We start from the raw sequence: 24,711 nt of genomic DNA, 5'->3' as shown, positions 1-24,711 counted from the left end.
GAGGGGGCGCCGTGAAGGCGCCGGCATCCCTGTCGGCGTCGGGTCAGCTCGTCACGCGGAAGGTGGCGTCGCTGCGTCCTGTCGCGGTGGTGATCGGGTCGAGGCGGAGTTGGTAGGAGTGGTGGCGGATGTAGTGGTCGGGGTGGTTGTAGGACTGGAAGGAGGACCAGCTCGAGTCGGCGAGGCCGGCGACCTGGCGGAACGTGGCGTCCGCGGCGAACTGGGCGGTGCCGTCGTTGTGGACCAGCTGGAAGTCGTAGTTGGAGTGCCGCAGGAAGTAGCCGGGGTAGTTCACCGACTCGAAGGAGACGGTGTCGGAGCCTGCCAGGCCGGGCCGCAGCCGGAACTGGGCGTCCGTACCGGTGATGTTCTGCTCGATGCGCACGTCGAAGTTGGCGTGCCGTACGTACCGGTCCTGGAAGTTGAACGACTGGAGCCGCTTGGCCGGGGTGTTGGGCCAGCGGGCGAGGACGCGGGCCTCCTCGGCGGCTGTCAGGGGCAGGATCGAGCCGTGGCGCTTCTTGGTGCCGCCCATGTTGTAGCTTCCCGAGGCCGGGAGCTTGTAGCTGCCGGGGCTGGACGGGTTGGTCGTGGTGACCGGCATGTACCCGCCGCGGGAGGCGTACTGGTCGAGGTACAGGGCCCACTCGTTGCGGTCGCGGAACTTCATCCACATCGGACCCTCGACCATGGCACCGGTCAGGCCGATGCCGGAGAGGTTGCCGAGGTTCGTCCAGGCGCCGAGGATCGAGTTGCTGCCTTCGAGGGTGATCTGTCCGTCGCCGGAGGCCCGCACGTAGCGGTAGTTGCCGACGCCGGCCGGCATCTCGACGATCTGGGTGTCGATGAGTTCCTGGGTGCCGGGGCGGTCGATGTAGATCTGCGGGGTGGTGATGGTGCGGAAGTCGCTGGTGCGGGCGTAGAAGATGCGGTGCTTCGTCTTGCCGTCGAGGGGCACGTTCGTCGCCCAGTACAGGACGTAGTCGTTGGTGGCCGGGTTCCAGATCGCTTCCGGTGCCCAGGCGTTGCGCCCGTCGGGGATCGCGCCGGCGACGTCGAGCAGCCACGGCTGCGACCAGTTGACCAGGTCCGTCGACTCCCACACCACGATGCTGCGGCTGCCGTTGTTGATGGAGCCGTCCACGGTCGACCCGCAGCCCCAGCACAGGTCGGTCGCGATGATCCAGTACTTGCTGCCGTCGGGGGATCTCACCAGTGCGGGGTCACGCACCCCCTTCGTACCGACCGTGGAACGCAGGACCATGGCGCCGCCGTTGAGGTCGTTCCAGTGCAGGCCGTCCGTGCTGTGCGAGAGGTACATCTGCTGGTTGGTCGCCCCCTCCCCGGTGAAGTGCACCATCAGGTAGCCCGGGTCGGCAGCAGCCGCACGGTCCGGTGTGATCAAGGCTTGGGATGTGAGGAGCAGGCATACGGCGAGCAATATCGCCGACAGCCGGGCGCGAAGCGCGGACATGTACGTCTCCCGTCGTTCCACAAAGGCCATCACCGGGCGAAAAGCGCCCAAATCGGGGTGGCAGGGGGGAGTTCCGATATCGGTGTTGGCGGGACAGGACCGGCTGCCACACGACGCGGAAGGGGCCGGCTGGATCCGGGTAGCGGCGTGTCTCCTGTGTGCGGGTGCACTTCGCCGTGGTGAGCGCGCGTGGGCGCGGTGCGGCGAGACGGTCTGGTGGTTCTTTCGGCTCCTGCGAGGCGGCTCTTCGCATGTGCCACTGCGGCGTCCCGTTCTCGTGCGGCTCCTGTTTCTCTCCTGCGTTTCTCTCTTGTCCAAGCCCAACGGCTTTCGGAGTACGGCGAAATCAGCGGCGGTCGACCCGGTCTCCGCCTCCAGGTCCTGACCGCTGTCGCGCCGTGCGGTGCGCCTCCCAGTGCTCGGTGGAAGGAGGCCTCCGTAGCCGGCCCCCAGTCCACCGAAGCGAGATGTTCGATAAATCGAACGATGTTCGTACGGTCGCGCAGACGTTAAGTGCGGGAAGCAGGATGCGTCAACACCTCCGGCAGCAGTAGCCCCTGGGGCCCGCAAGGACGCGCTAAACATGCGATGTCTAGCGACGGGCGAATCGCAATATCACTGCTGTTAACCGGCAAAACGACTTCTCGTGAAAGGCAGTTCATCCCTGCACGCCCGTTGACATGGACGGGTTACATGGCCGAACTTCATGCGTAACATCCGGTACCCGACACCCAGGAGTACCGCGCCACTCGTGTGTTCTCCCCGTCAAGGCACGCCCTCGTGCCCAAATCGTCGGGAGTGCCGCTTCCCTCCCGCGAACGGACGAAGCGGTTTCCCGTGGATGCAGGCGCCGAATTCCCCTGGACGTAGGAGTAAGCCCATGTCGTCAGGAAGACTGTCCCGTCGCACCCTGTTGGGTGCCGCGGGCGCCGCTGTGGCCGCGACCGCGCTGCCCGTGGTCCCCGCGTTGTCGCCCCTGCTGGCGGAGGCGGCCGCCGCGGATCCCCAGACCAATCTGGAGAACCTGGTGAACATGCGGTTCGGCATGTTCAACCACTTCAGTCTGGGCACGTTCACCAACGAGGAGTGGGCCGCCCCCAACCAGGACCCCGCTCTGTTCGCCCCCACGGCCGTGGACTGTGCCCAGTGGGCGGCCGCCGCCGCGGCGGCGAAGATGAGTTACGGCATCCTGACAACCAAGCATCATGACGGCTTCGCCCTGTGGCCGAGCGCCTACGGCACCCAGAACGTCGCGAACAGCTCCTACAAGCAGGACGTGGTGAAGGCGTACTGCGACGCTTTCCGGGCGAAGGGGCTGAGGGTCGGGTTCTACTACTCGATATGGGACCGCACCTTCGGCGTCGAGGCGTGGGAGAGCCGGCACAAGGTGTCCGGTCTCGAGATCACCGATGCCATCCAGCCCAGCGACATGACCTTCATGCTCGGTCAGATCACCGAGCTGCTCACCAACTACGGCACCATCGACATGTTCATCACCGACGGTTATGCGTGGCAGATGGGCCAGCAGGCCGTCTCGTACCAGCGCATCCGCGAGCACGTGAAGTCCCTCCAGCCGGACATCGTCATGATCGACCACGGTGCGCTGTCGGTGCCGTTCCTCGGCGACGCGATCTACTTCGAGGAGCCGCTGGGCGTCTCGGCGCCGGCCGGGAACACCTACGCCGCCACGCAGGGACAGACGATCAGCAACGGTTGGTTCTGGCATCCGGCCACGCCGACCGAGAGCCTGATGAGCAAGGATGCGATCCTGTCCCACCTGGCCGACCTGGAACCGAAGTACACTTCGTTCATCCTCAACTGCCCGCCCAACCGCAACGGCAAGCTGGACACCAACATCGTCAACCGACTCGCCGAAGTCGGTGCGGCATGGAGCCCCAACACGTCCAGGCCGCCACTGCCGACGCAGATGCTGCGCGTCGAGCACCCCGTGACGCCCCTCAGTGCCTACGCGACCGGATTCCGCACCGGCGAGGGACCGCTCCACGCCATCGACGGGCTGAGCGACAGGGGCTACGAGACCTGCTGGTCGACGTGGGGACTGTCCCCGGCCCTGCCTCACTCGATCACGATCGACCTGGGCGGGGTGTGGAGCAACGTCTCCACCCTGGAGTACCTGCCCAAGCAGTGGAACCGCAGCAACTCAACCGACGGCGACATCACCTCGTACACCATCTCCACCAGCACCGACGGCACGAACTTCACCCAGGTCGCCACCGGCACCTGGGCCGGCGACCGCGCCACCAAGGTGGCCGAATGGCCCGCCCGGAACGTGGGCTTCGTACGGATCCAGGCCAACGCGGCCACCGGCGGCTACGCCAACATGGGCGGCGTCAGGATCGGCGGCCGGACGGCCAAGCCGGTACTGGTGTCGAAAGTCCTGCCGGGCGACGGCACGGTCTACCGCATCGTCAACCGCAAGAGCGGCAAAGTCGCCGACGTGTTCAACTTCGGCACCGCCAACGGCACCAACATCCAGCAGTGGCCGTGGCTGAACAACACCGCCCAGAAGTGGACCTTCGCCTCCACTGGAGACGGCTACTACGAGATCAAGAACGTGAACAGCGGCAAGCTGATGGAGGTGGCCGGACTCTCGCGGGTGGAGGGCGGGAACGTCGCCATCTACAGGGACGACAACGTTCCCCAGCAGCACTGGGCGGTCACGCCGACCGGCGACGGCTACTACTACCTCACCAACCGGTTCAGCGGGCTGTCGCTCAACGTCGACGGAGGCTCGACCGCCGACGGGGCCAACATCAACCAGTCCACGTACAACCGCGCGCCTGAGAAGCAGTGGCAGATCATCGCCCTCTGACGATCCCGGACGACCGGCGACGCCTCACGACGCCGGTCGTCGGTCGGCTTTTATCTGGAGAAGTGGCGGCTGGACGCCCTGGATGACCTGGCCGGATGGCAACTGGTGCCGCCGGTCGTGGTGGCTGATGCCGGCTACTGCCAGAACGCCGACTTCCGCGCAGGGAGGTGACCTGGCGGGAAGGCTGCCGGGCCCGAGGACCTCGCGCTTCCTCGCGGGCCGGGGCGCGCCCGCGTCGGCTGGCACAGGCAGCCGCGGTGGCCGAGCACGGCCGGTGCGACGGCGTCCTGCCCGGGGGGGGGCGGCTGCCGGCCGAATGGCCCGACGCCCGCCCCTCACTTCCGTGCTGTCGTCCCGACGGGGAGGGGTTCGCCCGAACGCAGGTGTTCCCTCAGCCACTGCTCGGTGTTGCTCACGTGCAGCAGTGCGGCGGCCTGGCTGAGGGCGGCGTCACGGGTGGACAGGGCGTTGAAGATCGCCTCGTGCTCGGCGAGGGTGCGGCCCGCGGCCTTGTCGTCGACCAGACCGCGCCAGATGCGGGCGCGAAGGGTGCGGCCGGAGATCCCTTCCAGGAGGGTGAGGAGGGTCTCGTTGCCCGTGGCCGAGACGACGGCGCGGTGGAAGGCGGCGTCGTGGGCGTTGAGCTGTTCCACGTCGTCGCGGGCCTCGCGCATGGCGTCCAAGTGCCGCTTCACTTCGGCCAGTTGGGCGTCGGAGATCCGGGTGGCGGCAAGGGCCGTGGCCATCGGTTCGAGGAGCCGCCGTACCTCCATGAGGTCCTGCAGGGCGACCGAGTCGCCCTGCAGGAGCTCCACCGCGCCGCCGAGACCCTCCAGGAGCAGGCTCGGCTGCAGGCTGGTCACATAGGTGCCGTCGCCTCGCCGGACCTCCAGAACCCGCGCGACGGCCAGTGCCTTGACCGCTTCCCGGGCGAGGTTGCGGGACAGTCCCAGCTGGGCGGCCAGGTCCGGCTCCGGCGGTAGCTTCGACCCCGGAGGCAGCGCACCGGTCCGGATCAGCTCACGGATCCGCTCAATGGCCTTGTCCGTCAGAGACATCGCTCATCCCTCCCCCCACCGTGCCCCGCGAGCACGTCCGACCTGATCAGCCCCTGAGTGCGGAGATCGTCCCAGAGGCCGTCGGGGACGGGCTGATCATGGAGTTCCACGTTTCGTCCGACCTGTTCCGCAGTCCGCATGCCGAGGGTGACGTTCATGATACTGGGGTGGGTGTATGGGAAGGCGATGGCGGCGGCGGGCAGGGTGGTGCCGTGCGCCTCGCAGACCTGGGCGATCTCCCGGGCGCGGGCGACGAGCTCCGGCGGGGCGTCCTGGTAGTCGTACTTCATCCCCTCGGCGGGCCGGTCGCGGGAGAGCAGTCCGGAGTTGAACACGCCGACTGCCACCACGCTCTTGCCGTGTTCCTGTGCGGCGGGCAGGACGTCGTCGAGGGCGGACTGGTCCAGGAGGGTGTAGCGGCCGGCGAGCATGACCACGTCGGCGGGGGTCTCGCGCAGGAAGCGGGCGAGCATCGCCGACTGGTTCATGCCGGCGCCGATCGCGCCGATCACGCCCTGGTCGCGCAACTCCGCGAGCGTGGGCATGGCCTCCTCGGCGGCCTGCCGCCAGTGGTCGTCGGGATCGTGGAGGTAGACGATGTCGAGGCGGTCCAGGCCGGTGCGCTCCAGGGTGTCCTCGAGGGAGCGGAGTACGCCGTCGCGGCTGAAGTCCCACTGGCGGCGCAGGTCGTCGCGTACGACGAAGCCCCAGGTGTCGACGCCGCGTGGCTCCTCGTTGGGCACGAGGAGTCTGCCGACCTTGGAGGAGATGACGTACTCCTCGCGCGGGTGGTCTCGTAGGGCGGCGCCCAGGCGGCGTTCGGAGAGGCCGAGGCCGTAGTGCGGTGCGGTGTCGAAGTACCGTAGGCCGGCTTCCCAGGCCGCGTCGATCGCGGCTGTCGCGTCGTCGATCGGGGTGACGCGGTAGAGGTTGCCGATCACGGATGCCCCGAAGCCGAGTTCGGTGAGGGAGACGGACGTGTTGTGGATCTTCCGCTGGTGCAAGGCGTGCTCCTGGGATACGCGGGTGAGGGGGCGCGGGTTCAGCGTCTGACGTGGGCTGATCCGCCCGCGATGAGGGCCTCGACCTCGGCGAGCGTGGCCATGGAGACGTCTCCGGGCGTGGTCATGGTGAGCGCGCCGTGGGCGGTGCCGTAGGCCAGGGCGCGCTCCAGGCCGGCGTCGGTGAGCAGTCCGTGGATCAGGCCGGCGGCGAAGGCGTCGCCGGAGCCGATACGGTCCAGGACCTGCAGGCCGGGCATCCGTGGGCCGGTGACGAAGCCGGTCTCGGTGGACCAGGCGGCCGAGGACCAGTCATTGACGCCGGCCGAGGGGACGTCGCGCAGGGTCGTTGCCAGTACCTTCGCCTCGGGCAGGAGGACGGCCACCTCGGCGAGTGCGCCGGGCACCTCGTCGTGTCCGATGCGCGTCTGTCCCGGGTGTGTTCCGGCCAGGCCGAGGGCGCCGACGACGACGTCGGCGTGCCGGGCGAGGCGCAGGTCGACCTCGCGGGCGGCGTCGGCGCCGCCGCGGCCGGCCCAGAGGCTGGGGCGGTAGTTGGGGTCGTAGGAGACGGTGACCCCGTGGCGGCGGGCCGCGGCCATGGCCTCGTCGGCGACGCCGACCGTGGTGTCGGACAGGCCGGCGAAGATGCCGCCGGTGTGGAACCAGCGCACCCCGGCCGAGAACACGGTGTCCCAGTCGACGTCGCCTTTGCGCAGCTGGGAGACGGCGGTGTGCGCGCGGTCGCTGACGCCGAGGGCGCCGCGGATGCCGTAGCCGCGTTCGACGAAGTTGAGGCCGTTGCGGGTCGTGCGGCCGATGCCGTCGTCGGGCGCCCAGCGGATGAGTGAGGTGTCGACGCCGCCCTGGAGGATCAGGTCCTCCACGAGCCGGCCGACTGCGTTGTCGGCGAGGGCGGTGACGACGGCTGTGCGCAGGCCGAAGCAGCGGCGCAGTCCGCGGACGACGTTGTACTCGCCGCCGCCCTCCCAGACCTGGAAGGTGCGGGCGGTGCGGATCCGTCCCTCGCCCGGGTCGAAGCGCAGCATCACCTCACCCAGGGCCACCACGTCGATCACGTCATGCTCCTGTCCACCGCTTCCGCGGTCAGCCGGCGGATCTCCGCGTAGTCGCCCCGGTCCAGGTGGTCGGCGGTGGCCATCCAGCTGCCGCCCACGGCGAGGACCGCCGGGTGGGCGAGGTAGGCGGCCAGGCGAGGAGCGTCGATGCCGCCGGTCGGCACGAAGTGCGTCCCAGGGAAGGGCGCCGCGAGCGCTCGCAGCGTCCGCAGGCCGCCGAGCGGTTCGGCGGGGAAGAGCTTGACGGTGTCCAGGCCTGCCTTCAGGGCGCGCATCAGCTCGGTGGCGGTGGCGATGCCGGGCACCACCGGTACCCCCAGCTCGCGGCACTTGGCGACGACCTCCTCGTCGAAGCCGGGCGAGACCACGAAGCGGGCCCCCACCGCCACGGCCCGCTCCGCCTGCCCGGCCGTGAGGACCGTCCCGGCGCCTACGGTGAGCCCGCCGTGGGCGGCCATCGTCTTGAGGACCTGCTCGGCGCCCGGTGTGCGGAAGGTGACCTCCGCGCACCGGGCACCACCCGCCGCCAGCGCCTCGGCCAGCGGGCCGGCCGACGCCGGAGACGGCACGGTCAGCACCGGCATGACGCGGGCTCCGGCCAGCACGCAGGCCAGGTCGGCGGTCGGTTCGGCGCTCATCGGCCGAGCCATCCGCCGTCGACGGGCAGGACGACACCGTGGACGTAGGCGGCGGCGTCCGAGGCCAGGAACACCGTGGCACCCGCCAGATCGTCCGCGTCACCCCAGCGGCCGGCCGGGATGCGGTCCAGGATCGCCTTGCTGCGCACCGGGTCCTCCCGCAGTGCCTGGGTGTTGTCGGTCGCGATGTAACCGGGCGCGAGGGCGTTGACGTTCACCCCACGTGGGGCCCACTCGTTGGCCAGCGCCTTCGTCAACCCGGCGATGCCGTGCTTGGCGGCCGTGTAGCCGGGGACGGTGATGCCGCCCTGGAAGCTGAGCAGCGACGCCGTGAAGATGACCTTCCCCCGGCCACGGGCCACCATCGCCCCGCCCACCGCACGGGTCAGCGCGAACTGCGCGTTGAGGTTGATCTGGAGCACCAACTCCCAGTCGCTGTCGCTGTGTTCGGCGGCCGGAGCGCGGCGGATCGTGCCCGCGTTGTTGACCAGGATGTCCACCGGCCGCTCCCGCCCGGCCAACTCCGCACCCAGAGCCCGTACGGCGGCGGGGTCGGCGAAGTCGGTGCGGATCGCCTCGAACGTACGGCCCGCGGCGACGACGTCCTTCTCCACCGCACTGCCGGACTCCTCCAGCGCCGCGCTGACGCCGATGACGTCCGCGCCGGCCTCGGCGAGCGCGCGGGCCATGGCCCGTCCGATGCCACGCCGGGCCCCGGTGACCACGGCGAGCTTCCCGGTCAGGTCGAAGGCGTTCACTGGGTGGCTCCCTGGGAGTCGTCGGTGCAGTCCACGAGGATCTTCATCACATCGCCGCCGCCCTCCAGGGCCTCGAAGGCGGCGGGCGCCTGCGTGAGCGGCACGACCTTGCTGATCAGCCGCTCGGCCGGGATCGTGCCGTCGGCCACCAGGGCCACCGCGCGCTCGAAGTCGGAATGGTCGTACAACCGGGCCCCGACCAGGGTGAGTTCACGCCAGAAGAAGCGGTGCAGGTTCACCTCCCGGGGACGGGGGTGAATGGCGACCAGGCACAACCGGCCGCGCACGCCCAGCACGTCGACCGCCGTGTCCACGCCGCCCGCCGCACCGGACACCTCAAAGGCGACATCCGCACCCGCGTCCCCACTCCACTGCCGCACCAGCTCCGGCACATCGACCTCGGCCGGATTCCACGCCGTCAGCCCCAACTCCCCGGCCAGAAGCCGACGGTGGGCACTCAGCTCGACCACCCGCACCTCCGCACCCGAGGCCCGCGCGACCAACGCGATGAGGATGCCGACCGGGCCACCACCGACCACGACCACCTTCTCGCCCTCGGCGACCCCGGCCCGGCCCACGTCGTGCACGGCGACCGCCGTCGGCTCGACGAGCGCGGCACGGTCCAGGGGAAGGGAGTCGGGCAGCCGGATGAGCGTCGAGGCGGGCACGATCCAGCGCTGCTGCATCGCGCCCGGGGAGTCGATGCCGATGAAGTCGAGGTGCTGGCAGATGTGTTGATGACCTTTGCGACAGGCCGGGCAGGTGTCGTCCCAGCGCAGCGGCATCACGGTGACCGCGTCGCCGGTCTGCCAGCCCTCGACGTCGGGGCCGACGCGTACGACGCGGCCGGACATCTCATGCCCCAGGACAGCGGGCGCGGACACCCGGGCGTCCATGTCACCGTGGAAGATATGCAGATCGGTGCCGCAGATACCCACAAAGGCGGGCGCCAGCTCCACCTTGCCGGGACCGGGCGGGACACTGCGTGCGGGAGCCGTGTCCAAGGTGCGGGCGGCCGTGTAACGGACGGCGAGTGTCATCGTGTCGTCAGGGTCCCTTCAGCGCGGACACCGATGGTCAGCAGCAGGTTGGCGTAGGTCCGGGTGTCGGCGGTGACGATGGCCAGTGCCAGGTCGGGCGAGCGGGCGGCGTCGTAGAACTCGAAGCGGCCGAGCGTGTCGATCGGGACGGGCGCCAGCATCGAGCGGTACTCGGCGATGGCGGGCGGCTCCGGTTCGCCCTCGGGCGGCACCATCACATGGGCCGCCTCGACGGGCAGGGCGCGCAGCAGGACGTCGAGGACGGTGGTGACGTCCAGCAGGCCAGGTGCCAGGTTGAGGTGGACGGTCCTGGCGCGCTCGCCGGTGGCGGTGCTCGCCGGGTAGTGGCCGTCGGCGAGCAGCACGCGGGCGCCGTGGCCGGCTCCGGCCAGGGATTCGAGGATCCCGGGATGCAGCAGTTCGGTCAGGAGCACGGCGTCCCTTCCTTCGTCGGGGCAGGGGTCAGTTCGTAGAAGGCGGTCGCGGTGCCGGCGAGCACCGCGTGGAGCTCGGTGCCGGAGCAGCCGTCCAGGAGTTCCTCGACGGTGGCGGCCCAGCGGTTCCAGCCGCCGACGAGGACGCAGACCGGCCAGTCGGAGCCGAACATCAGCCGGTCGGGACCGAAGGCGGAGAGCAGGACGTCCCACACCGGGCGGATGTCGTCGACGGTCCACTTCTCGTGGTCGGCCTCTGTGACGAGACCCGACACCTTGCAGCGGACCTGGGGGTGCCTGGCCAGTGTCCGCAACTGCTGTGCCCAGTCGGTCAGTTCCCGCCGCGCGATGGGGGGCTTGCCGGCATGGTCCAGGACGAGCGGCAGCTCGGGGAGCCGTTCCGCGAGGCGGATCGCCTGCGGGAGCTGGTGGCTGCGGATCAGCACGTCGTATCCGAGCCCGCGCTCCCCGACCGCTCGCAACCCGCGCTCGACGTCGGGCCGTTGGAGCCAGTGCGGGTCTGACTCGCCCTGTACGACGTGCCGTAAGGCCCGCAGGTACCGGCCCGCGGGCCCGGACCGCAGGTCGTCGAGTACATCGCCGATCGCGGGGGACGTCAGGTCCGCCCAGCCGACGACGGCGCCGATCAGCGGGTCGCCGTCGGCCAGGGCGAGGAGGTCGCGGGTCTCGGGCACGGAGGCGATGCACTGGACGACCACCGTGCTCGTCAGTCGCCGTCCGTCGATCGGCCGGGTCGCTGCCGATCGCAGGGCGTGCGAGCTGAAGCTGCGGCGGATCGGCTCGTGGCCCGGTTCGTCCAGCCAGGGCTGCGGCCGGACGTCCAGGTCCCACACGTGGTGGTGGGCGTCGACGAGGGCCTGCGTGTCAGACACGAGCGGTCCAGACGGGGCCGTCGGGGTAGGCGTACTCCTTGAGGGACTCGGGGTGCATCTGCGCGCTCAGCCCGGGAACGGTCGGCACCAGGTAGTGGCCGTCGGCGATGCGCACCGGGTCGATGAAGTGCTCGTGCAGGTGGTCGACGTACTCGATGACGCGGTCCTCGGTCGTGCCGGATACGGCGACGTAGTCGAACATCGACAGGTGCTGGACCATCTCGCACAGGCCGACGCCGCCCGCGTGCGGGCAGACCGGCACGCCGAACTTCGCGGCGAGCAGCAGGATCGCGATGTTCTCGTTGACGCCGCCGACCCGCGCGGAGTCGATCTGCACGATGTCGACCGAGCCGGCCTGCAGGAACTGCTTGAAGACGACCCGGTTGGCGATGTGCTCGCCGGTGGCGACCTTGATGGGGCTGACGGCCTTGCGCACGGCGGCGTGGCCGAGGATGTCGTCCGGGGAGGTCGGCTCCTCGATCCAGTACGGCTGGTAGGGGGCCAGGGCGCTCATCCAGTCGATCGCGGGCTGGACGTCCCATCTCTGGTTGGCGTCCACCGCGATGCGGATGCCGTCGCCGACCGTCGCGCGGGCGGTGCGCATGCGCCGGACGTCGTCCTCCAGATCGGCGCCGACCTTCAGTTTGATCTGGGTGAAGCCGTCGGCGACGGCCTCGCGGGCGAGGCGGGCCAGCTTCTCGTCGGAGTAGCCGAGCCAGCCGGGGGTGGTGGTGTAGGCGGGGTAGCCCCGGTCGAGCAGGTGACCGATGCGCTGTTCGCGGCCGGGCTCGGCGCGGCGCAGGATCTCCAGTGCCTCCTCGGGGGTGAGGGCGTCGGACAGCCAGCGGAAGTCGACCTGGGCGACCAGGTCCTCCGGCGACATCTCGCCGAGGAAGCGCCACACGGGCTTGCCGGCCCGCTTGGCGGCCAGGTCCCAGGCGGCGTTGACGACCGCTCCGGTGGCCATGTGGGTGGCGCCCTTCTCCGGTCCCAGCCAGCGCAGTTGGGGGTCGTGGACGAGGGAGCGGGAGAACGCGCCGAGATCACCGCAGACTTCTTCGACCGAGCGGCCCACCACGTACGGGGCGAGGGCGGCGATGGCGGAGGCCTGGACATCGTTGCCGCGGCCGGTGGTGAAGGCCAGGGCGTGGCCCTCCAGACCGTCGCCGGCGTCGGTGCGCAGGACGACGTAGGCGGCGGAGTAGTCGGGTTCGGGGTTCATCGCGTCCGACCCGTCCAGGTGCTCGGAGGTCGGGAAACGCACGTCCAGCACGTCGAGGGCGGTGATGCGGGCAGAGGCCGGGGAAGCGGACAGGGCGGATGACATGGCGGCAACTCCTGTGAGGTGCAGGGGCGATCGATACGACCCCTTGCGACGAGATGTGGCGTGCTGCGGAGGGTGTCGGGCGGCCCGGACGGCCGCCCGGTTCACTCCTGGACCTTGCCGCCCGTGATGCGCGAGATGGTGAGCGCGACCAGGATGATCAGGCCGTTGAGGGCGCCGATCCACTGCGCGGGGACGCCGGCGAGGGTGAGCACGTTCTGGATCATGAACAGCAGCAGGATGCCGCTGAACGCCCCGAACATGGTGCCTTTACCGCCGTTGAGGCTGATCCCTCCGATGACAGCGGCGGCGAAGACGGTGAAGATGTAGCCGTTGCCCTGGGCCGAGGCGACGGAGGCGAGGCGTCCGGAGAGCATCAGTCCGGCGAGGGCGGCGAGCACGCTGCCGGTGACGATGACGATCCACAGCACCCGGTCGGTGCGGATGCCGGCCGCCTTCGCGGCGTCGACGTTGCCGCCGATGGCGTACAGCGAGCGGCCGAAGCTGGTCCAGCCGAGCACCACGATCGCGACGGCGAACAGCACCAGGCAGATCCAGATGGACGCGGGCATACCGAACCACTGTGCGGTGCCGAGGTAGAGCATCGACGGCGGCAGCTGGAAGAAGGTCTGGCCGCCGGAGATGCCCGTGAGGACCCCGCGCAGCACGATCAGCATGCCGAGGGTGACGATGAAGCCGTTGAGGCCGAAGCGGATGATCAGCAGGGCGTTGATCACGCCGACGAGGGCGCCCACGGCGAGGGTGACGGGGATGGCCCAGGCGCCGGGGAGCAGTCCGAGTCCGTGGCCCGCGCCGACCGGCACCACCAGCCAGGCCGCGACCCCGGGCGCGAGGCCCATGGTGGACTCCAGCGACAGGTCCATCTTCTTGACGATCAGGACCATCGTCTGGGCGAGGACCAGCAGGGCGATCTCGGACATGGTCTGCAGGACGTTGATGAGGTTGTCGGCCTGCAGGAAGACCGGGTTGACGATCTGTCCGACGATCGCGATGACCACGATGGCCGGGACGAGCGCGAGGTCACGCAGCCGGGCCAGGGGTATCCGGCCGCCGAGCAGTGCGGTCCGCCTGGGCTCCGGCTCCGCGCCCTTGGCCGCGGCGGTGTCCGCGAGGACGGTTTCAGGCATGCAGGTCCACTCCTTCCATCGCGGCCACGAGGTCGTGGTCGTGCCAGCCGCGGGCGATCTCTGAGGTCACACGGCCCTGGAACATCACCAGGACCCGGTCGCACATGCGCAGGTCGTCGAGTTCGTCGGAGGCGATGAGCACTCCGGTGCCGGTTTCCGCGGTTTCCTCGACCTTGTCGAGGAGGAACTCCTTGGAGCGCACGTCCACGCCCGCGGTCGGGTTGATCAGGACCAGCAGCCGTGGGTCGTCGGCGAGGGCGCGGGCCATGACGACCTTCTGCTGGTTGCCTCCGGAGAGGGCGGAGACGGGCAGTTCGGGGCCGGGGGTCTTGATCGCGAGGTTGTCGATCAGGCCTTCGGCCAGCCGGTCCCGGCGGCTGCGGTTCAGGAACCCCTTGGGGCCCAGCCGCTTCGGGATGGACAGTGTGGCGTTGTCCGCGATCGACATGTCGGGAACGAAGCCCTGGTGGTGCCGGTCCTGGGGGACGAACCCGGCGCCGGCGGCGAGCGCCGCGGGCACGCTGCCCGGCCGGGGCCGCGACCCGGCGATCTCCACGTCGCCCGCCGTTGCCGCTCGCAGCCCTACGACGGTCTCGGCGACCTCGGTGCGCCCGCTGCCGGCGGCGCCCGCGAGGCCGACGATCTCGCCGGCCCCGACCTGGAAGCTGACGTCGTCATACCCGTCGCCCCCCAACGCGCGGACGCTCAGTGCGGCCGTGGCGCCGGAGTCGAGGGTGGTGGCCCGTTCCTCGCGCCGGTCGGCCGCCGCCTCGCCGGTCATGGCGGCGACCAGGTCGGCGCGGCCCAGTTCCGCGACCGGTGCGGTCACGATATGCCGGGCGTCGCGGAACACCGTCACCATGTCGCAGATCTCGTAGATCTCCTGGAGATGGTGACTGATGAACAGGAAGGTGACGCCCTGGCGTTGCAGGTCGCGGATACGGTCGAAGAGGCGGTTGATGGCAGCGGCGTCGAGTTGGGCGGTCGGTTCGTCGAGGATGATGAACCGCGCCCCGAAGGACAGCGCCCGGGCGATCTCGACGAACTGCCGCTGCTCGACGCTCAGTTCACCGGCCAGGGTCTGCGGGTCGACGTTCACCGACCACGTCGACAGCAGCTCTTGTGCGCGGCGGCGGGTGGCCTGCCAGCTGATGAGCCGGCCTCGTCCGTGGTCGTGCCGGTTCAGGAAGAGGTTCTCGGCGACGGTCAGTGTGGGGATGATCGTCGACTTCTGGTAGACGCAGGCCACGCGTTGCCGCCAGGCGTCGCGGTCGCTGAGCCGGGGGGCCGGTGCGCCGACGAAGGTCACCGTTCCCTCGTCGGGGGCCTGCAGGCCCGTGAGGACCGACACCAGGGTCGACTTGCCGGCTCCGTTGCGGCCGACGAGCGCGTGGGTCTCGCCGGGCCTGATGGTGATCCGGGCGCCGTTCAGGGCCACCGTCGGACCGAATCGTTTGACTATGCCCGTCGCCTCCACGACGGGCGGGTCCGAGGGGACCCGCCCGTCGTCCGCCGGGGCGGGCGCGGGGGTGACTGATCGCTCCCCGTCGCTCATGTCAACCGCCTTGTTCTCGAGAGCTGTTGGATTCGAGGTGAGGGATCAGCCGAGGTTGTTGCCCCACAGCGACTTGTCGTCGCTCTTGACGCTGGGTACGCCGCCGTAGGTGCCGCCGTCGGCGGTGACGAGCGGGGCGGAGAGCTGGTCCTCGAGCAGGCCGTCGCGGACCTGGATGATGGTGCTGTCGTGGTCGGTCTTGCCGGGCTTGAACGTCTTTCCGTCGATCGCGGCCTTGAGGTAGTACAGGGCGTACTTGGCGTAGAGGTCGGCCGGCTGGGAGACGGTGGCGTCGATCTTGCCCTCTGCGATGGACTTGAGCTCCTCGGGGATGCCGTCGTTGGAGACGACGAACACGTGCTTCTTGTCCTCCGGACCCACCAACAGGCCCTTCTGCTTGAGCACTTGGAGGGTCCCGGACAGGGCGAAGCTGGACTGCATGTAGACGCCCTTGATGTCCGGGTGCTGGGTCAGCCGCGTCTGGAGCTTCTGTGCGGCGACCGCACCGTCCCAGTTGGTGGCCTCACCGAACACCGTGATGTCCGGGTAGTTCTTCTTCATGCACTCGTTGAACGCCTCGGTGCGGTCACGGCCGTTGATGGAGTCCAGACCGCCCTGGAGCATGACGACCTTGCCCTTGCCGCCGAGCTTCGTGCCCAGGTACTGGCAGGCCTTCTCGCCGTAGGCGCGGTTGTCGGCGCGTACGACCATGAACACCTTGCCCGTGTCGGGGCGGGTGTCGACGGTGACGACGGGGATCTTCTTCGCCTCCATCTGCGCGAGGGTCGGGGCGATGGCGGCGGTGTCCTGCGGGGCCATCGCGAGGCCCTTGACGCCCTGGCTGATGAACGTCTGCGCGTTGGCGGTGAGCTTGGCGACGTCGTTCTGCGAGTTGGTGGTCTTCAGGTCCAGCCCCAGCTCCTTGGCGTACTGGGGTGTGTACTTGATGTAGGAGTTCCAGAAGTCGGTGTCGGAGCGCGGGTAGTCGACGCCGACCAGCGGCGTGCCACTCGACGACGCCGCGGTGGTGGGGCCGCTGCCGCACGCGCTGAGCAGCGCCAGTGCGGACAGAGCGGAGACGGCGGAACAGAGGGCGGTTCTGAGTCTCATCGGTGCTTCCTCGCGCCGGTCCCGTAGCGGGAGATGTTTCGCCTCGACGACATCTGTGTATCGCCGCGCGGTAGAGATGGGATGTTTATAGAGGCACCTCTGGCGTGCTGTCCAGACCCTCCCTCGAATCCCAAAGAGGTCCCAGGTCAAAGGTCACCCAGGAGCTGATCCAGCATCCGAGAAGCGGAAGATCCATCCCATCAATCGGCGCCACTCGATGACTCGAACTGGTCATGGAGCACTGTCAGACATGCGATGTTTGACTGACGACAATTCCTCTCAGAAGGGACTCATACGTGACAAAGGGCCTGACCCCTCAGCGCTTTTCATCCCTGCACGCTGGTTGACATCCCAGGGAGACATGACCGACCTTCATGCGTAACACGTGGCGCCCTATGCACAGCGGCCACGCAGACTCGTTTCCTCTGTCTTCCCCTGTCCTCCTCTGCACCAGGGATGTGTCCATGCCGAGTCCGATCAACAGACGCCACTTCCTGGCCGGCGCCACCTGTGTGGCCGCGGCGGCCGTGGCCGGAGGTTTGTTCAGCGCCGGTGTCGCCCACGCGGCACCCAGCACGTACACGCCCGACTGGAACTCGGTCGACCAGCACCCGCCGGCTCCGGAGTGGTTCCAGGACGCGAAGTTCGGGATCTACTTCCACTGGGGCGTCTTCAGCGTCCCGGCCTTCGGCAACGAGTGGTACCCGCGCAACATGTACCGGGCCGGCGACAACGCCAACCAGCACCACATCGCGACCTACGGCCAGCCATCGGCGTGGCCGTACCACAACTTCATCAACGGCGCTCAGGACCTGGCGGGCAACTTCGTGAAGTTCGCGCCGAAGCTGAAGTCGGCTGGTGGGAAGTTCGACCCGGACGAATGGGTGCAGCTGTTCGTCGACGCCGGCGCCAGGTTCGCCGGCCCTGTCGCCGAGCACCATGACGGCTTCTCCATGTGGGACAGCCAGGTCAACGAGTGGAACTCGGTGAAGAAGGGCCCAGGCCTTGACCTGCTGAAGCTCTTCTCCACGGCCATCCGCGCCAAGGGCCTGAAGCTGCTGGTGGCCATGCACCACGCGTACAACTTCACCGGCTTCTACGAGCACGTCCCCGCCCAGACGGACCCGAGCCTCAAGAAGCTCTACGGGCAGCTGGATTCGACCGCGGCGAACCAGCTCTGGTTCGACAAGCTCAAGGAGGTCATCGACCACGCCCAGCCCGACATCCTGTGGCAGGACTTCAACCTGGACGACGTCGACGAGCAACAGCGCCTCAACTTCCTGGCGTACTACTACAACCAGGCCAACAGCTGGGGTCGTGAGGTCGTCACCACCTACAAGGACGGCATGAACGGCAAGGGCGAGGTCTTCGACTACGAGCGCGGCGGCCCGGCCGACCTCACCACTCCGTACTGGCTGACCGACGACAGCATCTCCAGCAGCAGCTGGTGCTACACGCAGGGCATCGGCTACTACACCTTCCAGCAGATGCTGCACTCGTTCATCGACCGGGTCAGCAAGAACGGCAACGTACTGCTGAACATCGCGCCGATGGCCGACGGCGCCATCCCCCAGGCGCAGAAGGACATCCTGCTCGGTATCGGAGACCACCTGAAGCGCTTCGGCGAGTCGGTGTACGCGACCCGCGCCTGGACCACGTACGGCGAGGGCCCGACGAAGATGGGCGGCGGCTCGTTCACCACCCCGCACGCCGGCACGCCACAGGACATCCGCTTCACCCGGAACAAGGCGAACACCGTCCTGTACGCCACCGTCCTCGGCTGGCCCGGCAGCTCGCTGACGATCAAGACCCTCAGCTCGGACCGGATCAACCTCTCCTCGCTGACCTCGGTGAAGCTCCTCGGCACCACCGCCGGCACCTACATCGACCTGCCCACGCCGACCCAGAACTCCTCCGGCCTCACGGTCACCCTGCCCTCCTCGGCGCCCTACAGCGCGGGCGCCTACGTACTGAAGCTCACCTTCTCCGGCACGATCCCGGGCCTGCGGCCGCTCTCCGGCGCCGTCGCCTTCGCGGACGTCAACTACAGCGGCAGCTCAGGGGTGTTCGCCGTCGGCCACTACACCGCGGCCGACCTGACCACGGCCGGACTGGGCGCGGGCACGCTCTCCTCCCTGCGGCCGGCCCCCGGTTACCAGGTTGTCGGCTACTCCGGAGACAACTTCACCGGCACCTCCTGGACGTTCACCGCCGAGAACCCCGACCTGCGGGTCACCGGCAACAACGACCGGATCACCTCGCTGAGAGTCCAGTTCAACCCGGCGACGTACTTCCGGATCACCAACGCCACCAACGGACTCGCCCTGGACAGCGGCGGCAACGTCGCCTCCGGGTCCAACCTCAAGCAGTGGACCTGGGACGGCAGCACCAACCTGCAATGGCAGGCGGAGCCGGTCGGAGGCGGCTACTACAGGCTGGTCAACCGCACCAACGGTATGGTCGCTGACAGCTGGGGCGCCACCGCCAACGGCTCTCCAGCCCGACAGGCCCCCTGGAACGGCGGCACCAACCAGCAGTGGACCATCACCCACCGGGGCAGCGACCGCTACTCGATCGCCAACCGCACCACCGGCCTGGTCCTCGACGGCGGTGGCAACGTCGACTCGGGCTCCGTCACCAAGCAGTGGGCCTACGGCAGCAGCACCAACCTGCTGTGGACCTTCACGGCCCTCTGATCCCCGGGTTGTGCGAGCGGCTGCGGCAGCGTACTCCTCGTACGCTGCCGCAGCCGCCGTCACCCTGCCGCCCGGCTCGGCTCGCCACCACTGCCTCCCCCACTACCCCGCAGCGCCTTCCGGACCAAGGAGTCCCCGTGACGGGCAGTTCCCTCGACCGCAGACGGTTCCTCACCGCCGCCACACTGACAGCGGGAGCCACCACCCTGCCCGGCGGCCTGTTCGCCGGCAGGGCGGCCGCGGCCGTCCCGCCGCAGATCACACTCCCCGAGCGCGGCATATACGACACCTCCCCTGCCTCATCCTGGACCGACGGCTTCCTCACCGGCAACGGCGAATACGGGGCCGTGCTGTACGGCGCTCCCGCCCTGGAGAAGGTGGTGCTCAACCACCACCGGCTGGTCCTGCCCAACGGCACCCGTGACGTGGCCCCGCCGGTGATCTCCGGCCGCCTGAAAGGCGCACGCGACAAGGCACTCGCGGGTGACTACGCGGGAGCCAACCGGGACTTCGCCGCGGGCTGGTCGCTGCGCTGGACTCAGGCCTACCATCCCGCCTACGAACTGCGCATCGACACCCCGGGCATGACCACGGTCAACAATTACGGCCGGATCACCGACTTCCGTACCGGAGAGGTGAGTTCGAGCTGGACCGACCAGTACGGCACCTGGACCCGCCGGGCGTTCGTCTCCCGGGCCGACAAGGTGATCGTCCATGAGCTGATACCCGCTTCCGGCCGCACCGTCGACACCACACTGAGCGTCCACACCGCGCTCGACGGGCTGCCCACCAGCCTGAGCTTCACCACGCGGGCCACCGTCACAGCCGGCTCCGGTTACCTGAATCTGCGCGGCACCTACCCCTCGGGACAGGGCGCCTTCGGCTACGAGGGCGTCACCCGTGTCGTCGCCTCGGGAACCGGCGCCACGGTCACCGTCAACGGCTCCACGATCGTGGTGGCCAGGGCGGCCAGGGTGCTGCTGCTGACGAAGCTGGGCCGCTACGAGACGTCCACCGGCTGGGCCTCCGAGCCCCTGCACACCCAACTGGCCGCGCTCGGCACCGACTACGTCACCCTCCGCTCGCGGCACACCACCCTGCACACCGGTCTCTACGACCGTTCCCGCCTCGATCTGAACGTCCCGGCTGCCGACCGGCAGCTGGGCAGAGTCTTGCGGTATCTCACTTGAGTCTCCTATGTACGGTCAGGTCCGGTGTTACTTGGTGGAGTTCCACCAGGCGGTGCCGGCGGCGCGGATCGTGTTGATGCCGCAGTGCACCTTGCCGCCCATGACGTGGTGGGTACGCCAGTCGTCCAGGTAGCGCACCCGCATACCGCCTTTGGCGTACGCCTTGGTCACCGCCTCGGCGAGGATGTCCTTGCCGTCCACGACCGGGCCCCACTGCTCGGGGGCGAGGTAGGTGGCGGGGGTCAGGACGACGCCGTTGACGGCACCGGGGTGGTAGGCGCCGACCGGGCGGTTCTGCGCCGGCGCGGGACGCTGACCGGGGAAGCCGCCGAAGCCACCCTCGTACATCGCCGGGATCTTCACGAGCTCGGCGTCCGTGACGCCGGTCTCGCGCTTCAGCAGCGCCAGGCTCTCCTTGATCTTCCGGGCCGCGAAGGCGTTGTCCTTCAGCAACTGACCGCCGGACAGGGCCTGATCGATCGTCGGGACGCGGCCATCGGCGTAGGAACGCGGAATGGAGAACACCTTCGTGTGCCCGTGCCCGTCGCGCTGCGCCTTGCGCAGCAGGGCGAGCCCGCCCTCCGGATCGGCGATTCCGATCTTCCAGCCGCGCGGGGTGTCGGCGGGCAGAAACTGCACGAACTCGTCCACGTGGCCGACGCCGAGCCATCCAGTGTCGAGCACCAGCGGGTCCTGCGCCTGCTGGGCCTTGAGGAAGGCCGTGTGCGCGGGCAGCCGGGAGCCATGCCGGCCGGTGATGATCCGGCCCGCCGGGTAGGACTTGCCGTTGTGGGCGTACGGCGGGATGGTCTCCAGGTTGCCCGTGGAGTTGATCTGGTCGTACCGCCCCTTGTTGATCTGTACGGCCCCGACACCGGGACCACGTAGCTCGAAGACCTGCTTGCCTGCGTCGCGGTCCATCTGTCCCGAGCGGATCATCGTGCGCAGGACGCGCGGCTTGCCGCCGGGGCCGGGCATGCTGACATAGCCGGGTTCGATGAAGTCCTGCGCCCAGATGTCCGAGCCGTCCTTGAACTTGTACGTCGGCTTGGTGATACCGGCCTCGCGCACTTCCTTGGCGAACTCTCGCGCGAACTTCCGCTGGTTGGGGCCATTGCGGTTTCCGTCCACGACCAGCGCCTGCTCGACGCGCTGCAGGTGGTGCTGTGTCAGGACCGGGGCGGCCCGCAGCATCACCTCGTCCGTGGAGGTGCGGTCGCCGTCGGTGACGGTGAACCGGACGGTGACCCGGCCGTCCCAGCCCTCCCGGATGACGTCCCGCCCGTCCAGGCCGAGCCGCAGCCCGGCGCGCAGTTCGGCGGCGGTGACGCGGGTGCTGTCAGTGACGTAGGTCCAGGAGTCGCCGCGCTTCAGGAACAGCCGGACCTTGGAGTTGCCCTCACCGACCAGTTGGAGGCTGCCGGTGGCGGCGTCCGAGACGTTGGCGACCGGGACCGTGCGCACGGGTGCCAGGTACTCGGGCGCCCGCACGACGTTGCCCTGGGCGTCGTTGCACGCCTGGAGCCGGCGTTGGACAGCCAGCGGCCATCCGCTGTCCTCGTCTTGCAACGCCGCTGCTTGTCACCGAGGTTCGGCAGGAAGATCGCGCCCCGCCCGCTGTTCCACGTCGTCTTGCCCGCGGCGTCGGAATCCCCGGTGACGTCGACGGCACCGTCACGGTTCACATCGGCGCGGATGTCCGCCCGTATTCCGCCGGTGGCGGCAGCGGTGGCGGCCGTCACCGTGCCGGAGACAGCCGCCAGGGCGATCGCCAACGCTGTCGCCGCCCTGAGGCTCACTCTGTTCATTCACGTACTCCTCGTGGTCTTGACCTGCACCTCCATCCCGTCGCAGCTCACTTGGGCGTTCACTCCGCCGATCGGCGGAGGCACCCCCGCCGACAGGCCGGAATCCGACCATCCGAAAGTGGGACCCGCGGAACTCGGCGACGCCGACTACCCGGTCGCAGGGTCACTCCCCGACCTCGTCGGCGACCGCGCGAGTACACCCGGATCCAGGAGTACACCGAACGGCAACTGGTGCGTCCGCCTAGTTCACCAAGATGCGCCACCGGTTGTCGGCGGTGCCGTTGTCCGAGTCCTGGACTGCGAACGCGCCGACAGCGGTGGAGTTGTTCGCGATGGCGAGCAACTTGCCGCTGTGCGCGTTGCGGATCTTGTAGGTCCCGTCTCCCTGGTCGAGCAGCGTCCATATGTGGTCGGCGGTGCCGTTGTCCGACCACTGCAGGACGGTCGCGCCGTCCGTCGTGGACATGTTCAAGACGCCGAGCACCTTGCCGCTGTGGGCATTGCGGAAGCGGACCGCGTTTCCGTCGGGGATCATTTGCCAGTTGTGGTCGGCGGTGCCCGAGTCGTTCCACTGCAGAGCGCGGCCACCGTCGGCCGTGGACATGTTCTGGATGCCCAGCACGAGACCGCTGCCCACATTGGCGAGACGGACGGTGCCGCTGGTGTTCCAGTAGACGGTGTAGTTGTGGCCATGCGCGTCGTGGAACGGGCCCAGGTTGACGGTGGAGCCGTTGGCGGTGGCGGTGAAGGCGAGCGAACTGCTGCTGGTCCGTGTGATCGAGGACGTGTTCAGCGACGGGAGGGAGCTGAGCGAGGAGTTGCCGTAGTTGCCGGACAGGACGACCGGGCCGTAGGTGATCGCGGCGACGTTCGCGTTGTCGTTGGCCGCTCGCATGACGATCCGCATGGGCAGGCGGACGGTGACCGTGTCGCCGGAGGTCCACGAGCGGGTCAGGGTGGCGTAGCTGCCGGGGGTGGTGGTGATGTTCTGCGCCGTGCCGTTGACGCTGACGGTGGCCTCGGTGGTCCAGCTCGGGATGCGGATGCGCATCGCCCACGTTCCGCTGACATTGCCGGTGACCTGCAGGGTCGTGGTGTCGCTGTTCGGGTACGACGTGGTCTGGGTGACCGTGATTCCGCGCTCTGACCAGTTGAGCACCGAGGGTACGAACAGGTTCACGATCAGGGTGTTGTCACTGCGGTAGTAGATGGAGTCCATCAGCCTGGTGTGCATTTCCAGGCCCGTGCCCTGGCAGCACCAGAAGGTGCCGTAGTCGGTGCTCCAGGTGCCGCCGCCCCACGCCGGGCCCACACCGCGTCGGCCTCCCGGGTTGAGCGGGGTGAAGTAGGTGACGTGGCCGTGGTTGTCGGCCGGGTTCTGCTGGCCGATCATCTGGTTCAGCCACGCCCGCTCGTAGTAGTCGAACAGTGCGACTCGGTTCGGGTCCAGCGCGAACAGTTCCCGGGTGAGGGTGAGCATGTTGAAGGTGTTGCAGCTTTCGCACGTGTCGTTGTTCAGGTAGCCGGCGATGGCGTTCGGGGCGCGGAAATGCTCCGCCTGGCTGTTGCCGCCGATGGCATAGGTGTGCGCGTTGACGCAGATGTTCCAGGCGTTGGTGGCGATGTCCCGGTAGCGGGTCGTGCCGGTGGCCTTGTACTCCCTGGCGGCCCCGATCCACTTGGGTACCTGGGTGTTGGCGTGCAGTCCGCTGAGCTGGTCCTGGTTGGACGCCAGGGGGTCGAACACCGCGGCGTGGTCGAACCGCCGGGCGACGTTGAGCCACCGTGCGTCGCCTGTCTGCTGGTAGAGATCGGTCAGCACGGTGTTCATGCCGCCGAACTCGGTCTGCAGCATGGCCTGCATCTGCTGGCTGCTCAGCCGGCCGGTGCGCCAGTCGACCCATCCCGCCAGGGCGAGCAGCACGTCACGGGCTTGCGTGCTGCCGATGTGGCGCCATACGTCCAGCAGGCCGACGAGGGTCTTGTGGATGGTGTAGTACGGCACGTTGCCGTTGCTCAGGGTCCGCTGCTCGAGAGCGGTGAAGTCGGACTCGGGGTAGCCGGAGAGGTACCCGGCGTTGAAACCTGCGGCGCCGTTGTTGGCCTGGCATTTGGCCAACTCCGCGACCATGGTGGTTGCCTTGTCCCGGCAGGTGGTGTCCCCGGTCACGGCGTACAGCTGTGCCCACGCCGTGAGGAAGTGCCCTTGGACGTGGGTGCGGAAAGGGAACGTCGGCGCGTCCCAGCCGCCGGTGGCGGCCGCGCCGTTGGTGGAGAGCCGGTGGTTGGCGCGGAAGTTGTACAGCAGCCGGTCGACATCGACGAACCGCAGGTAGTTCTGCGTACGGTTCTGGTTGTCCAGCCACCGGCTTGCGGTGAGCCGGACCTGGCCGAGTTCGAAGGGGTGCGCGGAGACTCCGATGTCGGCCCTCGCGGGGGGTATGGCCGCGTGGGCGGGAGAACTGCCGATGAAGGATCCGGTGGCAGAGGCGGCGGCGGTGGCCCCGGCCATTTGCATGAGGCGCCGTCTGCTGACGGAGGAAGACATCTTGCACCACCCTTTCGGTGACGAGACAGGGATTGCTTGGTCGTTGATGTGTGGGCTCACATGTCCGGCGGTCGGGTGCAGCACGTCACGGGCCGGCAAGGCGGCAGCGCGGCTCGGCCAGAGG

At 68.9% G+C, this 24,711-nt stretch carries 18 protein-coding genes and 1 pseudogene; 4 read left to right on the top strand and 15 right to left on the bottom strand.

Annotated features, from left to right (window positions below):
* Positions 1 to 43: 43 nt before the first annotated feature.
* Complete coding sequence (locus SSP24_RS18590) at positions 44 to 1,474, bottom strand: glycoside hydrolase family 43 protein (RefSeq protein WP_141310758.1); 1,431 nt, start codon at positions 1,472 to 1,474, stop codon at positions 44 to 46.
* 880 nt (positions 1,475 to 2,354) lie between these two features.
* Between SSP24_RS18590 and SSP24_RS18585 the strand changes: the two genes are divergently transcribed.
* Both SSP24_RS18585 and SSP24_RS45325 read left to right on the top strand, forming a co-directional pair.
* A complete protein-coding gene (locus SSP24_RS18585) occupies positions 2,355 to 4,307 on the top strand; it encodes an RICIN domain-containing protein (RefSeq protein ID WP_229866183.1) in 1,953 nt (650 codons plus the stop codon).
* A gap of 18 nt (positions 4,308 to 4,325) precedes the next feature.
* Positions 4,326 to 4,472: pseudogene (locus tag SSP24_RS45325) on the top strand (transposase); the annotation flags it as partial.
* A 170-nt stretch (positions 4,473 to 4,642) separates the two neighbouring features.
* Here SSP24_RS45325 and SSP24_RS18575 read toward each other — a convergent pair.
* The 12 genes from SSP24_RS18575 to SSP24_RS18520 all read right to left on the bottom strand — a co-directional run bounded on the left by SSP24_RS18575 (position 4,643) and on the right by SSP24_RS18520 (position 16,345).
* On the bottom strand, positions 4,643 to 5,365 hold the full coding sequence (locus SSP24_RS18575; protein ID WP_141310757.1) for a FadR/GntR family transcriptional regulator: 723 nt from the start codon (positions 5,363 to 5,365) through the stop codon (positions 4,643 to 4,645).
* On the bottom strand, positions 5,356 to 6,369 hold the full coding sequence (locus tag SSP24_RS18570) for an aldo/keto reductase (protein WP_141310756.1): 1,014 nt from the start codon (positions 6,367 to 6,369) through the stop codon (positions 5,356 to 5,358). The genes SSP24_RS18575 and SSP24_RS18570 overlap by 10 nt, the downstream gene beginning before the upstream one ends.
* Positions 6,370 to 6,407: 38 nt before the next feature.
* Positions 6,408 to 7,445, bottom strand: coding sequence for a sugar kinase (locus SSP24_RS18565; RefSeq protein WP_141310755.1), 1,038 nt, complete (start codon positions 7,443 to 7,445; stop codon positions 6,408 to 6,410).
* Positions 7,442 to 8,083 carry a bifunctional 4-hydroxy-2-oxoglutarate aldolase/2-dehydro-3-deoxy-phosphogluconate aldolase gene (locus SSP24_RS18560; protein ID WP_141310754.1) on the bottom strand — a complete coding sequence of 214 codons (642 nt, stop codon included), beginning with the start codon at positions 8,081 to 8,083 and terminating at the stop codon, positions 7,442 to 7,444. Before SSP24_RS18560 ends, SSP24_RS18565 begins: the two co-directional genes overlap by 4 nt.
* Positions 8,080 to 8,841: an SDR family NAD(P)-dependent oxidoreductase gene (locus SSP24_RS18555; protein WP_141310753.1), complete on the bottom strand. Its 762-nt coding sequence runs from the start codon at positions 8,839 to 8,841 to the stop codon at positions 8,080 to 8,082. Before SSP24_RS18555 ends, SSP24_RS18560 begins: the two co-directional genes overlap by 4 nt.
* The gene (locus tag SSP24_RS18550) at positions 8,838 to 9,881 is read right to left on the bottom strand and encodes a zinc-dependent alcohol dehydrogenase (RefSeq protein WP_141310752.1); all 1,044 of its coding nucleotides are present in this window, start codon (positions 9,879 to 9,881) and stop codon (positions 8,838 to 8,840) included. Before SSP24_RS18550 ends, SSP24_RS18555 begins: the two co-directional genes overlap by 4 nt.
* Positions 9,878 to 10,315, bottom strand: a complete 438-nt coding sequence (locus SSP24_RS18545) for an RbsD/FucU domain-containing protein (protein ID WP_141310751.1) — start codon at positions 10,313 to 10,315, stop codon at positions 9,878 to 9,880. The genes SSP24_RS18550 and SSP24_RS18545 overlap by 4 nt, the downstream gene beginning before the upstream one ends.
* Positions 10,306 to 11,208: an amidohydrolase family protein gene (locus tag SSP24_RS18540; RefSeq protein ID WP_141310750.1), complete on the bottom strand. Its 903-nt coding sequence runs from the start codon at positions 11,206 to 11,208 to the stop codon at positions 10,306 to 10,308. The genes SSP24_RS18545 and SSP24_RS18540 overlap by 10 nt, the downstream gene beginning before the upstream one ends.
* A complete protein-coding gene (locus SSP24_RS18535; protein ID WP_141310749.1) occupies positions 11,201 to 12,535 on the bottom strand; it encodes an L-fuconate dehydratase in 1,335 nt (444 codons plus the stop codon). The genes SSP24_RS18540 and SSP24_RS18535 overlap by 8 nt, the downstream gene beginning before the upstream one ends.
* 101 nt (positions 12,536 to 12,636) lie before the next feature.
* The gene (locus tag SSP24_RS18530; RefSeq protein WP_141310748.1) at positions 12,637 to 13,680 is read right to left on the bottom strand and encodes an ABC transporter permease; all 1,044 of its coding nucleotides are present in this window, start codon (positions 13,678 to 13,680) and stop codon (positions 12,637 to 12,639) included.
* Positions 13,673 to 15,235, bottom strand: a complete 1,563-nt coding sequence (locus SSP24_RS18525) for a sugar ABC transporter ATP-binding protein (protein WP_141310747.1) — start codon at positions 15,233 to 15,235, stop codon at positions 13,673 to 13,675. The genes SSP24_RS18530 and SSP24_RS18525 overlap by 8 nt, the downstream gene beginning before the upstream one ends.
* 45 nt (positions 15,236 to 15,280) lie before the next feature.
* On the bottom strand, positions 15,281 to 16,345 hold the full coding sequence (locus SSP24_RS18520; protein WP_141310746.1) for a sugar ABC transporter substrate-binding protein: 1,065 nt from the start codon (positions 16,343 to 16,345) through the stop codon (positions 15,281 to 15,283).
* A gap of 464 nt (positions 16,346 to 16,809) precedes the next feature.
* On the opposite strand from SSP24_RS18520, the gene SSP24_RS18515 reads away from it, so the two are divergent.
* Positions 16,810 to 19,041, top strand: coding sequence for an alpha-L-fucosidase (locus SSP24_RS18515; protein WP_141310745.1), 2,232 nt, complete (start codon positions 16,810 to 16,812; stop codon positions 19,039 to 19,041).
* 137 nt (positions 19,042 to 19,178) lie between these two features.
* Positions 19,179 to 20,231, top strand: coding sequence for a glycoside hydrolase N-terminal domain-containing protein (locus tag SSP24_RS18510; RefSeq protein WP_229866184.1), 1,053 nt, complete (start codon positions 19,179 to 19,181; stop codon positions 20,229 to 20,231).
* Positions 20,232 to 20,258: 27 nt separating this feature from the next.
* Here the strand turns inward: SSP24_RS18510 and SSP24_RS18505 are convergent, their stop codons facing one another.
* Positions 20,259 to 21,800 carry a protein-arginine deiminase domain-containing protein gene (locus tag SSP24_RS18505; RefSeq protein ID WP_229866186.1) on the bottom strand — a complete coding sequence of 514 codons (1,542 nt, stop codon included), beginning with the start codon at positions 21,798 to 21,800 and terminating at the stop codon, positions 20,259 to 20,261.
* Between the two features lie 480 nt (positions 21,801 to 22,280).
* Positions 22,281 to 24,587, bottom strand: a complete 2,307-nt coding sequence (locus SSP24_RS18500; protein ID WP_141310744.1) for a beta-L-arabinofuranosidase domain-containing protein — start codon at positions 24,585 to 24,587, stop codon at positions 22,281 to 22,283.
* Positions 24,588 to 24,711: the final 124 nt, after the last annotated feature.

The sequence above is a fragment of the Streptomyces spinoverrucosus genome (genome assembly GCF_006539505.1).
Taxonomy (GTDB): Bacteria; Actinomycetota; Actinomycetes; order Streptomycetales; family Streptomycetaceae; genus Streptomyces; species Streptomyces spinoverrucosus.
Note: the sequence above shows the minus strand (reverse complement) of the source record. Positions and strands in the feature narration are given on the sequence as shown.

What these genes read in the sequence shown, in the direction of transcription:
- SSP24_RS18590 (WP_141310758.1), bottom strand. Translation starts at nt 1,474, where the DNA reads ATGTCCGCGCTTCGCGCCCGGCTGTCGGCGATATTGCTCGCCGTATGC.
- SSP24_RS18515 (WP_141310745.1), top strand. Translation starts at nt 16,810, where the DNA reads ATGCCGAGTCCGATCAACAGACGCCACTTCCTGGCCGGCGCCACCTGT.
- SSP24_RS18530 (WP_141310748.1), bottom strand. Translation starts at nt 13,680, where the DNA reads ATGCCTGAAACCGTCCTCGCGGACACCGCCGCGGCCAAGGGCGCGGAG.
- SSP24_RS18550 (WP_141310752.1), bottom strand. Translation starts at nt 9,881, where the DNA reads ATGACACTCGCCGTCCGTTACACGGCCGCCCGCACCTTGGACACGGCT.
- SSP24_RS18585 (WP_229866183.1), top strand. Translation starts at nt 2,355, where the DNA reads ATGTCGTCAGGAAGACTGTCCCGTCGCACCCTGTTGGGTGCCGCGGGC.
- SSP24_RS18535 (WP_141310749.1), bottom strand. Translation starts at nt 12,535, where the DNA reads ATGTCATCCGCCCTGTCCGCTTCCCCGGCCTCTGCCCGCATCACCGCC.
- SSP24_RS18520 (WP_141310746.1), bottom strand. Translation starts at nt 16,345, where the DNA reads ATGAGACTCAGAACCGCCCTCTGTTCCGCCGTCTCCGCTCTGTCCGCA.
- SSP24_RS18560 (WP_141310754.1), bottom strand. Translation starts at nt 8,083, where the DNA reads ATGAGCGCCGAACCGACCGCCGACCTGGCCTGCGTGCTGGCCGGAGCC.
- SSP24_RS18575 (WP_141310757.1), bottom strand. Translation starts at nt 5,365, where the DNA reads ATGTCTCTGACGGACAAGGCCATTGAGCGGATCCGTGAGCTGATCCGG.
- SSP24_RS18525 (WP_141310747.1), bottom strand. Translation starts at nt 15,235, where the DNA reads ATGAGCGACGGGGAGCGATCAGTCACCCCCGCGCCCGCCCCGGCGGAC.
- SSP24_RS18500 (WP_141310744.1), bottom strand. Translation starts at nt 24,587, where the DNA reads ATGTCTTCCTCCGTCAGCAGACGGCGCCTCATGCAAATGGCCGGGGCC.